The 12284-nt window shown below is 61.7% G+C and carries 6 protein-coding genes; all 6 read left to right on the top strand.

Annotated elements, in window-relative coordinates; genetic code table 11:
- The first annotated feature begins 27 nt into the window (after positions 1-27).
- Positions 28-4251, top strand: coding sequence for a DNA-directed RNA polymerase subunit beta' (gene rpoC / locus ACREP4_RS04755; RefSeq protein ID WP_431595048.1), 4224 nt, complete (start codon positions 28-30; stop codon positions 4249-4251).
- Between the two features lie 228 nt (positions 4252-4479).
- Entirely contained in the window at positions 4480-4854 is a 375-nt protein-coding gene (gene rpsL, locus ACREP4_RS04760; protein ID WP_004145320.1) for a 30S ribosomal protein S12, read from the top strand.
- Between the two features lie 10 nt (positions 4855-4864).
- Complete coding sequence (gene rpsG, locus ACREP4_RS04765; protein ID WP_431595049.1) at positions 4865-5332, top strand: 30S ribosomal protein S7; 468 nt, start codon at positions 4865-4867, stop codon at positions 5330-5332.
- A 138-nt stretch (positions 5333-5470) separates the two neighbouring features.
- On the top strand, positions 5471-7612 hold the full coding sequence (fusA, locus tag ACREP4_RS04770) for an elongation factor G (RefSeq protein ID WP_431595050.1): 2142 nt from the start codon (positions 5471-5473) through the stop codon (positions 7610-7612).
- Positions 7613-7663: 51 nt separating this feature from the next.
- The gene (gene tuf, locus ACREP4_RS04775; RefSeq protein ID WP_431595040.1) at positions 7664-8854 is read left to right on the top strand and encodes an elongation factor Tu; all 1191 of its coding nucleotides are present in this window, start codon (positions 7664-7666) and stop codon (positions 8852-8854) included.
- A 341-nt stretch (positions 8855-9195) separates the two neighbouring features.
- Positions 9196-11946, top strand: a complete 2751-nt coding sequence (locus tag ACREP4_RS04780) for a M14 family metallopeptidase (protein WP_431595051.1) — start codon at positions 9196-9198, stop codon at positions 11944-11946.
- Positions 11947-12284 lie beyond the last annotated feature (338 nt).

A 12284-nucleotide genomic window follows, 5' to 3' on the forward strand; every position in this document is an offset into this window, starting at 1 on the left:
AAAGTATTCCTCCTTTCGGAGAACACCATGAAAGACCTGCTTAACCTCTTCAACCAGCCGCGTCAGACGCTGGACTTCGACGCGATCAAGATCGCGCTGGCCTCGCCGGACCTGATTCGTTCGTGGTCCTTCGGCGAAGTGAAGAAGCCGGAAACCATCAACTACCGTACCTTCAAGCCGGAGCGTGACGGCCTGTTCTGTGCCGCCATCTTCGGGCCGGTCAAGGACTACGAGTGCCTGTGCGGCAAGTACAAGCGCATGAAGCACCGCGGCGTTGTCTGCGAAAAGTGCGGCACCGAAGTCACCTTGGCCAAGGTGCGTCGTGAGCGCATGGCGCACATCGACCTGGCTTCGCCGGTTGCCCATATCTGGTTCCTCAAGTCGCTGCCGTCGCGCATTGGCCTGATGCTGGACATGACCCTGCGTGACATCGAACGCGTGCTGTACTTCGAAGCCTATGTGGTGACCGAGCCGGGCCTGACCGCCCTGGAGCGCCGCCAGCTGCTGAACGAAGAACAGTACCTGGTCGCTCGCCAGGAACACGGCGATGACTTCGACGCCGCCATGGGCGCCGAGGCCGTGTACGAACTGCTGCGCACCATCGACCTTCAGGCCGAAATGGTGAAGCTGCGCGAGGAAATTGCCTCGACCGGTTCGGAAACCAAGCTCAAGCGTCTGACCAAGCGCATCAAGCTGGTCGAAGCCTTCCTGGAATCGGGCAACCGCCCGGAGTGGATGGTGATGACCGTGCTGCCGGTGCTGCCGCCGGATCTGCGCCCGCTGGTGCCGTTGGACGGTGGCCGCTTCGCGACCTCCGATCTGAACGACCTGTACCGCCGCGTCATCAACCGCAACAACCGTCTGCGTCGCCTGCTGGAGCTCAACGCTCCGGACATCATCGTGCGCAACGAAAAGCGCATGCTGCAGGAGTCGGTTGACGCCCTGTTGGACAACGGCCGTCGCGGCCGTGCCATCACCGGCACCAACAAGCGCCCGCTCAAGTCGCTGGCCGACATGATCAAGGGTAAGCAGGGTCGCTTCCGTCAGAACCTGCTGGGCAAGCGCGTCGATTACTCGGGTCGTTCGGTGATCACCGTCGGTCCGTACCTGAAGCTGCACCAGTGCGGCCTGCCGAAGAAGATGGCGCTTGAGCTGTTCAAGCCGTTCGTGTTCGCCAAGCTGCAGCGTCGTGGCCTGGCCACCACCATCAAGGCTGCCAAGAAGCTGGTTGAGCGCGAAGAAGGCGAAGTCTGGGACGTCCTGGAAGAAGTCATCCGCGAACATCCGGTGCTGCTGAACCGTGCGCCGACCCTGCACCGTCTGGGCATCCAGGCGTTCGAGCCGCTGTTGATTGAAGGCAAGGCCATCCAGCTGCACCCGCTGGTCTGTACCGCATTCAACGCCGACTTCGACGGTGACCAGATGGCCGTCCACGTGCCGCTCTCGCTGGAAGCCCAGCTGGAAGCGCGTGCGCTGATGATGTCCACCAACAACATCCTGTCGCCGGCCAACGGCGAGCCGATCATCGTGCCGTCGCAGGACGTGGTGTTGGGCCTGTACTACATGAGCCGCTCGCTGGTGAACAAGAAGGGCGAGGGCATGGTCTTCGCCAACACCAACGAAGTGAAGCGCGCCTACGACAATCGTCTGGTCGAGCTGCACGCACAGGTCAAGGTGCGTATCACCCACGTTGAGCGCGACGAAGAAGGCAACAAGGTCAGCACGACCTCGATCCAGGACACGACCATCGGCCGTGCACTGCTGAGCGAGATCATGCCTGAAGGCCTGCCGTTCGAGCTGTGCAACACCGAGATGACCAAGAAGAACATCTCGCGCCTGATCAACCAGAGCTACCGTCTGCTTGGCTTGAAGGACACCGTGGTGTTCGCCGACAAGCTGATGTACACCGGCTATGCCTACGCAACCCGTGCGGGCGTGTCGATCGGTATCGACGACATGCTGATCCCGGATGAGAAGAAGGGCATCCTGGGCGAGGCCGAAGCCGAAGTGCTGGAAATCCAGGAGCAGTACCAGAGTGGTCTGGTCACCGCCGGCGAGCGCTACAACAAGGTGGTCGACATCTGGTCGCGTACCAATGAACGCATCGCCAAGGCGATGATGGAAACCATTGGTACCGAGAAGGTCGAAGGCACCGACGGTAAGCTGGTTGACCAGAAGTCGATGAACTCGCTGTACATCATGGCCGACTCCGGTGCGCGTGGTAGCCAGGCGCAGATCCGTCAGCTGGCTGGTATGCGAGGCCTGATGGCGCGTCCGGATGGCTCGATCATCGAGACGCCGATTAAGGCGAACTTCCGTGAAGGCCTGAACGTGCAGGAGTACTTCAACTCCACCCACGGTGCCCGTAAGGGTCTGGCCGATACCGCGTTGAAGACGGCGAACTCGGGTTACCTGACCCGTCGTCTGGTCGACGTGGCGCAGGATGTGGTGATCACCGAGGTGGATTGCGGCACCAGCGAAGGCCTGACCATGATTCCGATCGTGGAAGGCGGCGACGTTGTGGAGCCGTTGAAGGACCGCGTGCTGGGTCGCGTCGTGGCCGAGGACGTGTTCCTGCCGGGCAACGACGAAGATCCGATCGTGACCCGCAACACGCTGCTCGACGAGCAGTGGGTGAACAAGCTGGAAGAAGCTGGCGTGCAGACCATCAAGGTCCGCTCGACCATCACCTGTGCCTCGTCCTTCGGCGTCTGCGGTCGCTGCTACGGCCGCGATCTGGCCCGTGGCCACATCGTCAACATCGGTGAAGCAGTGGGCGTCATCGCTGCACAGTCGATCGGTGAGCCGGGTACCCAGCTCACCATGCGTACGTTCCACATCGGTGGTGCGGCATCGCGTGCGGCTGCGGTGGACAACATCACCATCAAGACCACCGGTTCGGTGAAGTTCTCCAACCTGAAGCACGTCGAGCACGCCAACGGTTCGCTGGTGGCAGTGTCGCGTTCGGGTGAAGTCTCGGTCCTGGATCCGCATGGCCGCGAGCGTGAGCGCTACAAGCTGCCCTACGGCGCCACCATCAACGTCAAGGACGCAGCCGAAGTCAAGGCTGGCCAGACCGTGGCCAACTGGGATCCGCATAACCACCCGATCGTGTCGGAAGTGGCTGGTTTCGTGCGCTTCATCGACTTCATTGACGGCATCACCGTCATCGAGAAGACCGACGAACTGACCGGCCTGGCATCGCGTGAAATCACCGATCCGAAGCGTCGCGGTTCGCAGGCCAAGGATCTGCGTCCGCTGGTCCGCATCGTCGATGGCAAGGGCAATGACCTGACCATTCCGGGCACCGATCTGCCGGCACAGTACCTGCTGCCGCCGCGCTCGATCGTCAACCTGCAGGATGGTGCGCCGGTAGGCGTGGGCGACGTGGTTGCCAAGATCCCGCAGGAAGCCTCCAAGACCCGCGACATCACCGGTGGTCTGCCGCGCGTTGCTGACTTGTTCGAAGCCCGCAAGCCGAAGGATCCGGCGATCCTGGCCGAGCGTTCGGGTATCGTCAGCTTCGGCAAGGACACCAAGGGCAAGCAGCGCCTGATCATCAAGGACACGGACGGTTCGGAACACGAAGAGCTGATTCCGAAGTACCGCCAGATCATCGTGTTCGAAGGTGAGCATGTGACCCGCGGTGAAACCGTGGTGGACGGCGAGCCGAGCCCGCAGGACATCCTGCGCCTGAAGGGCATCGAAGAGCTGGCGCGCTACCTGGTCAAGGAAATCCAGGACGTGTACCGCCTGCAGGGCGTGAAGATCAACGACAAGCACATTGAAGTGATCTCGCGTCAGATGCTCCGCAAGGTGGAAATCACCGACCAGGGCAGCAGCAAGTTCCTCAACGGTGAACAGGCTGAACGCCAGCGCGTCATCGAAGAGAACGCCAAGCTGGTTGCACGCAATGAACTGCCGGCGCATTTCGATCCCGTGCTGCTGGGCATCACCAAGGCATCGCTGGCGACCGAATCGTTCATTTCGGCGGCTTCCTTCCAGGAAACCACCCGCGTGCTGACCGAAGCTGCCGTCCGCGGCACCTCGGACAACCTGCGTGGCCTGAAGGAAAACGTCATCGTCGGCCGTCTGATTCCAGCCGGTACCGGTTTGGCGTACCATGCGCAGCGCCGTCGCAACGCTTCGGGTCTGACCGACTCGGAGCTGCAGACCCTCTCGGGTACCGCAGCAGTGGCTACCGACGTTGCAGCCCCTGAAGCTGAACAGGCTTCCGGTGGCGAAGAGTAATAGTGATGGCGGCCGGCCCCGCAAAGGGCCGGCAGTTTGACCTGAACGGGGTGCACGGAGGCTCCCCTGTAACGGCTCTGGATCAGGGCTGGCCTGAAGGAAGTGCGTTTGACTGCACTTTTCGCGGGTTGCTACAATCGTCTGTCTCAGCAGGCCAAAAATTTGGCCTGCTTTACATTTTCCGCATCCTTGGCCGTTGTAAACGGCCCCAATCAGAAGAACCTACTGATGGCGACGATCAACCAGCTGGTACGCAAGCCGCGGCAAGCGACCACCTACAAGAGTGCCTCGCCGGCGCTCGACAAATGCCCGCAGCGCCGTGGCGTCTGCACCCGTGTTTACACCACCACCCCGAAGAAGCCGAACTCGGCCCTGCGTAAGGTTGCCAAAGTGCGCCTGACGAACCAGGAAGAGGTCATCAGCTACATCGGTGGTGAAGGCCACAACCTGCAGGAGCACTCCGTGGTCCTGATCCGTGGCGGTCGCGTCAAGGATCTGCCGGGTGTCCGTTACCACACCGTCCGTGGCTCGCTTGATGCCGCCGGCGTTGCCAAGCGTCGCCAGGCGCGTTCCAAGTACGGCGCCAAGCGTCCGAAGGCCTGAGGAATAAGACATGTCACGTAAAGGTAATACTCCCCAGCGTTCGGTCCTGCCTGATCCCAAGCACGGAAGCGAAACCATCGCTCGTTTCATCAACATGGTGATGCTGAGCGGCAAGAAGTCCGTTGCTGAAAAGATCGTCTATGGCGCCATGGACGTAATCAGCGAAAAGAACCCGAGCGCAGTTGAGCTGGTGCAGAAGGCACTGGACAACGTCGCTCCGGGCGTCGAAGTGAAGTCGCGCCGCGTCGGCGGTGCCACGTACCAGGTGCCGGTCGAAGTGCGCGCTTCGCGCAAGATGGCGCTGGCAATGCGTTGGCTGATCGACTCGGCTCGTAAGCGTGGTGAAAACACCATGCCGCGCAAGCTGGCTGCTGAATTGCTGGATGCCTCGGAAAACCGTGGCGGCGCCATCAAGAAGCGTGAAGAGACTCACCGTATGGCGGAAGCGAACAAGGCCTTCGCTCACTACCGCTGGTGATCCCGACGGGGCCTTGGAAACAGGGCCCCTGGCACCCATTGTTGGTGCCACAGTGGCGCTAGAAGCGCCGCGTCAATCCGAAGGCCGCCGCAAGGCGGCGTTCGGCCATCCGAATTCCAAGAAATTGAGAGGCTCCCCGTGGCCCGTACCACTCCCATCGAGCGTTACCGTAACTTCGGCATCATGGCTCACATCGATGCCGGCAAGACCACCACGTCCGAGCGCATCCTGTTCTACACCGGTAAGAGCCACAAGCTCGGTGAAGTGCATGACGGCGCCGCCACCATGGACTGGATGGAGCAGGAGCAGGAACGTGGCATCACGATCCAGTCCGCTGCGACCACCGCGTTCTGGAAGGGCATGGACAAGTCCCTGCCGGAGCACCGTTTCAACATCATCGACACCCCCGGACACGTTGACTTCACCATCGAAGTCGAGCGTTCGCTGCGCGTGCTCGACGGTGCCGTGTTCGTGCTGTGCGCCGTTGGTGGCGTGCAGCCGCAGTCGGAAACCGTGTGGCGCCAGGCCAACCGTTACCAGGTTCCGCGTATTGCGTTCGTCAACAAGATGGACCGCACCGGCGCGAACTTCATCAAGGTCCGTGACCAGCTGAAGGCCAAGCTCGGCGCCGTCGCCGTGCCGATGCAGCTGCCGATCGGTGCTGAGGAAGGCTTCAAGGGCGTGGTCGATCTGCTCAAGATGAAGGCCGTCCATTGGGATGACGCTTCGCAGGGCATGAAGTTCGAGTACGGCGAAATCCCGGCTGATCTGCAGGCACAGGCTGAAGAAGCCCGTACCTTCATGATCGAAGCTGCGGCTGAAGCCAACGAAGAGCTGATGGAAAAGTACCTGGGCGGCGAAGAGCTGAACGAGGCTGAGATCATCCAGGCGCTGCGTACCCGTACGCTGGCCGTGGAAATCGTGCCGATGTTCTGTGGCTCGGCGTTCAAGAACAAGGGCGTGCAGGCCATGCTCGACGGCGTGATCCAGCTGCTGCCGTCGCCGATCGACGTGCCTGACGTGAAGGGTACGGACGTCGACGATGACGCCATCGAAATGACCCGCAAGTCGGACGACAAGGCTCCGTTCTCGGCGCTGGCGTTCAAGATCATCACCGATCCGTTCGTTGGCGCGCTGACGTTCTTCCGTGTCTATTCCGGCACGCTGAACGGTGGCGACACCGTGCTGAACTCGGTGAAGAACAAGAAGGAGCGCATCGGCCGCATCCTGCAGATGCACTCCAACAACCGTGAAGAAATCAAGGAAGTGTTGGCTGGTGATATCGCGGCTGCCGTGGGCCTGAAGGACACGACCACCGGTGACACGCTGTGCTCGCTTGAAGCGCCGATCGTGCTTGAGCGCATGGTGTTCCCGGAGCCGGTGATCTCGATGGCTGTCGAGCCGAAGACCAAGTCGGACCAGGAAAAGATGGGTCTGGCACTGGGCCGTCTGGCGCAGGAAGATCCGTCGTTCCGCGTCAAGACCGACGAAGAATCCGGCCAGACGATCATCTCGGGCATGGGCGAGCTGCACCTGGACATCATCGTTGACCGCATGAAGCGCGAGTTCAACGTTGACGCCAACGTCGGCAAGCCGCAGGTGGCTTACCGCGAAACCATCCAGATGGCTGACGTCAAGTCGGATTACAAGCACGCCAAGCAGTCCGGTGGTAAGGGTCAGTACGGTCACGTCGTGATCGAGCTGTCGCCGATCACCGCTGAAGACCGCGCCGATCCGAAGCTGTCCGCTGCAATCAAGGATGACTTCCTGTTCATCAACGACATCACCGGCGGCGTGATCCCGAAGGAATTCATTCCTTCCGTGGAAAAGGGCCTGCGCGAAACCATCACCAGCGGTCCGCTGGCTGGCTTCCCGGTGGTTGACGTCAAGGTCAAGCTGGTGTTCGGCTCGTACCACGACGTTGACTCGTCGGAAATGGCGTTCAAGCTCGCCTCGTCGATGGCCTTCAAGCAGGGCTTCGCCAAGGCCAAGCCGGTGCTGCTGGAGCCGATCATGAAGGTCGAGATCGTGACTCCGGAGGAATACCAGGGTGACGTGATGGGCGACGTAAGCCGCCGTCGTGGCGTCCTGCAGGGTTCGGGCACCACGGGTGACGGTTCGGCCAGCATCATCAATGCGATGATCCCGCTGGGCGAAATGTTTGGTTACGCCACCGCGCTGCGTTCGCAGACCCAGGGTCGCGCAACCTTCACGATGGAGTTCGACCACTACGAGCCGGCGCCGAACAACATCGCCGAAACCGTCATCAAGAAGGCCTGAGTCATCTGACTCAGGTTCTCCAATCAAATTTCAGCTAATCAAGGAACTAAAATGTCCAAGGGTAAGTTCGAGCGTACCAAGCCGCACGTCAACGTCGGCACCATCGGCCACGTCGATCACGGCAAGACCACGCTGACCGCAGCACTGACCAAGATCGGCGCCGAGCGTTTCGGTGGCGAATTCAAGGATTACTCGTCCATCGACGCCGCCCCGGAAGAGAAGGCTCGTGGTATCACGATCTCGACCGCGCACGTTGAGTACGAATCCGAGTCGCGTCACTACGCCCACGTCGATTGCCCGGGCCATGCTGACTACGTCAAGAACATGATCACCGGTGCTGCCCAGATGGACGGCGCGATCCTGGTCTGTTCGGCTGCTGACGGCCCGATGCCGCAGACCCGCGAGCACATCCTGCTGTCGCGTCAGGTCGGCGTGCCGTACATCGTCGTGTTCCTGAACAAGGCCGACATGGTGGACGACGCTGAGCTGCTGGAACTGGTCGAAATGGAAGTCCGCGAGCTGCTGAGCAAGTACGACTTCCCGGGCGATGACACCCCGATCATCTCGGGTTCGGCTCGTATGGCGCTGGAAGGCGACCAGAGCGACATCGGCGTGCCGGCCATCCTGAAGCTGGTCGATGCACTGGATACCTGGATCCCGACGCCGGAGCGCGACGTGGACAAGCCCTTCCTGATGCCGGTGGAAGACGTGTTCTCGATCTCGGGCCGCGGCACCGTGGTGACCGGTCGTATCGAGCGCGGCGTGATCAAGGTCGGCGAAGAAATCGAAATCGTCGGTATCCGTCCGGTCCAGAAGACCACCGTCACCGGTGTGGAAATGTTCCGCAAGCTGCTCGACCAGGGTCAGGCAGGCGACAACGCCGGTCTGCTGCTGCGCGGCACCAAGCGTGACGACGTCGAGCGTGGCCAGGTTCTGGCCAAGCCGGGTTCGATCAAGCCGCACACCCAGTTTGAAGCTGAGGTGTACGTGCTGTCGAAGGACGAAGGCGGCCGTCACACGCCGTTCTTCAAGGGCTACCGTCCGCAGTTCTACTTCCGTACCACCGACATCACCGGCGCTTGCGAACTGCCGGAAGGTGTGGAAATGGTGATGCCGGGTGACAACGTGAAGATGGCCGTCACCCTGATCAACCCGGTGGCAATGGACGAAGGTCTGCGCTTCGCCATCCGTGAAGGCGGTCGTACCGTCGGCGCCGGTGTGGTTGCCAAGATCATCGCGTAATTACGCTGCGCTTCCTCTGGGAGCAAGGTGTTGAGAAAAGGGCGACCCTCGGGTCGCCCTTTTTTTGTCTGTTGAATCCAGTCGGTATGGCGAGAGCCAGCGTTCGTGCCCACGCCGGAATGACCGCTTTGGCGGTCGGAAATCGGCGCATTTATCGGGTGGCTGTGCGGAGTCGTCATCGGCACCGCTCCATCTTGCCGGATCTGGCTATTCACCGTTTTCGGTGGCGGAACGGACGCCGTGGTCTCATCTTGATCAATGGGGTGTCGTGCGCTGAACTGACGATGCGTGATTACATTTGGTCCTGGCGTGAGGGCGCCAGGCAAGCAAGGGAGCGGGGAATGATTCAATTGAAGGCGTTGCAGCGTTGCGCGTGCGCAATGTTGTTGATCGCGGCGGGAATGGGCTCGCTGCAGGCGGCGGTGCCGTCGCCTAGGTCGCATTTTGGTTTTGATATCGGCGATGACTACATGCTCGCCAATTACACGCAGACCGAAGCGTATTTCCGCAAGATTGCGGCCACGTCGGACCGCTTCCAGCTGGTTGAGCTGGGCAAGACATCCGAAGGACGCGCACAGCTGATGCTGATCGCATCCTCGCCGGCAAACCTTGCGCGGTTGGAGGAATATCGCAGCGTCTCCGAGCGCTTGGCGCGTGCGCGCGATGGTGATGCGGCGGCGCGTGCATTGGCTGCGCAGGGCAGGGCAGTGGTGTGGATTGATGGCGGCCTGCATGCCAATGAAACGGTTGGCGCGCATCAGCTGATCGAGACGGTGTGGCAGCTGGCCAGCCGCGATGATGCTGAAACCCGGCGCATTCTCGACGACACCATCGTGCTGTTGGTGCACGCCAATCCCGATGGCCAGGAGCTGTATTCGGATTGGTACATGCGCGAGCCGGTGCCGGCCAAGCGCGTGCTCGACAAGCCGCCGCGTCTTTACCAGAAGTACGCCGGGCACGATAACAATCGCGATTTCTACATGGCGGCGCTGCAGGAAACGCGCAATCTGAATCTGGCGATGTACACGCGCTGGTATCCGCAGATTGTCTACAACCATCACCAGACGTCGCCGAAGGGCACGGTGATCGTGATTCCGCCGTACCGCGATCCGTACAACTACAACATCGACGCGATGATTCCGGTGGGGCTGGAGGCGCTGGGTGCGGCGATGAACCTGCGCTACCTGCAGGAGAACAAGCCGGGCGCGGTGTCCAAGGGCGGCAGCGTGTATTCGACGTGGTGGAATGGCGGCCTGCGCACCATGCCGTACTTCCACAACATGCTGGGTGTGCTGACCGAGATCACCGGCAACCCGACGCCGATGCAGATTCCGTTCCTGCCAGAACGGCAGCTGCCCGACAGTAATCTTCCTTTGCCGGTGGCGGCGCAGGCCTGGCATTTCCGTCAGTCCATCGACTACAGCCTCACCGCCAACTGGGCGTTGCTGGACTACGCCTCACGCAACCGTGAGCAGTTGCTCTGGAACATCTATCGCATGGGCCGCAACTCCATCGAGCGCGGTAGCCGCGACAGTTGGACGGCGAGTCCGGCGGCGTTGAATAGTGCTGCAGAGCAGGTAAAAGCTGCATCAAAGGGCAAGTCCAGCGAGCTGACGCACGCGCAGGTGGCGACCCTGCTGCAGCGCCCAGATCAGCGTGATGCGCGCGGTTATGTCATCCCCGCAAATCAAGCGGATCTGCCGACCGCGGTGGCCTTCATCAACGCGCTGCAGTTTGCAGGCGTTGAAGTGCAGCGTGCTCGCGCGGATTTCGAAATAGCCGGTAAAACCTATCCGGCAGGTTCGTTCGTGGTACGTGCGGATCAGGCGTTCCGGCCACACGTGCGCGACATGTTCGAGCCGCAGGATCATCCGCAGGATTTCGAGTATCCGGGTGGTCCGCCGATTGCGCCGTACGACTCGGCAGGTTGGACGCTGGCCTTGCAGATGGGCGTTGCATTCGATCGCGTGCTGCAGGGTTTTGAGGGGCCGTTCGAGCCGTTGCCGGTGGGGGTGCTGACGACGCTGGAAGCCGTTTCGGTGCCCGAATCCAATGCGGGTTGGGTGCTGGATGCGCGGGTCAATAATGCCGTCATTGCGGTCAATCGACTATTGAAGGCGGGCGTCTCTGTGCAGCGATTGCCGGCGCAGGATGGTGCCTATTTCGTGCCGGCGGGAAATCGCGTGGCGTTGATGACCGCCTTGCATGAAACCGGTGTCGCAGCCGTTGCAGCAGGGAAGGGTGTGGCGGCGGATGCTGTGCCGGTGCGTGCGCCGCGCATTGCGTTGTGGGACCGCTACAGCGGCTCGATGGTGTCCGGTTGGACGCGTCTGGTGCTGGAGAATTTCGGCTTCGATTACGAAGTGGTGTATCCGCAGCAGATCCTCGCCGGCAATCTGCGTGAGCGTTTCGACGTGCTGCTGCTTCCCAGTGGCGCATTGCCGCTGCCGGAAACCCTGGCTATCGAGGGCAAGGCGGGGCGCACGCCGGCATCGCCAGCGGTCGCCAGCATCCCGAAGGAGTTCCACGGCCTGCTTGGTGAGCTTGAGGGCGAGGCGGCTACGCAGGTGCTGTGTGACTTCCTGCAGCAGGGCGGGCACGTCGTAGCGACCGGCTCGTCCAGTGGTCTGGCGGTCGCACTGGGGTTGCCGGTGTCCAGTCATCTGCGCAAAGCGGGTGCGGAAGGGCGTTCCGAGCCGCTGAGCCAGCGCGAGTACTACATTCCGGGCAGCGTGCTGCAGGTGGAGGTGGACAAGGGGCGCAGCCTGAATTGGGGGCTTCCTTCACAGCTGGATGTCTACTTCTCCGACGGCCGCTGGGATAATGCACCGGTATTCGATCTGCCTGCTGGCCGGGCGGATATCCGCCCGCTGCTGCACTTCGCGTCGGCCACGCCGCTGCGCAGTGGCTGGGCCTGGGGCCAGGAGCACCTGCAGGGCGGGGTGCTGGCGGCCGAGGCGGACATTGGTGCCGGACGGCTGACGTTCTTCGGTACGGACATCAGCTTCCGCGCGCAGACCCATGCTTCGTTCAAGCTGCTGTTCAACAGCCTGCTGCAGGCGGAAAAGGTCGAAGCGGCCGCGCAGGAGTAGGCCGAGGCAGGCGCGGCAAGCCTTTCAGGCTTGCCGCCAGCTGAAGCGTTGGTGACCCGCTCAGGGGCCGACTTGCATGCGCCAGAAAATGCTGACAGAATGCACGACCACTCGCGAAGGTCACGTTTATCGTGTGCTTCGCAGCCAGCGAAAGGAGGAGCAGGACGCGCCTCGTATTCGCCAGACAAGGACAGGTCGCATGGGGCACTCCGGTTGGATCGGGGTGTTTTTCGTGCGTTTGAAGATGTCTGGGGCGGGCCGGGAAACCGGGCCGCCTTGCTGTTTTGAAGGGATTCTCGTTGACGGGAGGTGCTTGCGCGCCGACCGTCGTTTTCATG

Source organism: Stenotrophomonas sp. (assembly GCF_050737575.1).
Lineage (GTDB): Bacteria > Pseudomonadota > Gammaproteobacteria > Xanthomonadales > Xanthomonadaceae > Stenotrophomonas.

What these genes read in the sequence shown, in the direction of transcription:
- rpsL (WP_004145320.1), top strand. Translation starts at nt 4,480, where the DNA reads ATGGCGACGATCAACCAGCTGGTACGCAAGCCGCGGCAAGCGACCACC.
- tuf (WP_431595040.1), top strand. Translation starts at nt 7,664, where the DNA reads ATGTCCAAGGGTAAGTTCGAGCGTACCAAGCCGCACGTCAACGTCGGC.
- ACREP4_RS04780 (WP_431595051.1), top strand. Translation starts at nt 9,196, where the DNA reads ATGATTCAATTGAAGGCGTTGCAGCGTTGCGCGTGCGCAATGTTGTTG.
- rpsG (WP_431595049.1), top strand. Translation starts at nt 4,865, where the DNA reads ATGTCACGTAAAGGTAATACTCCCCAGCGTTCGGTCCTGCCTGATCCC.
- rpoC (WP_431595048.1), top strand. Translation starts at nt 28, where the DNA reads ATGAAAGACCTGCTTAACCTCTTCAACCAGCCGCGTCAGACGCTGGAC.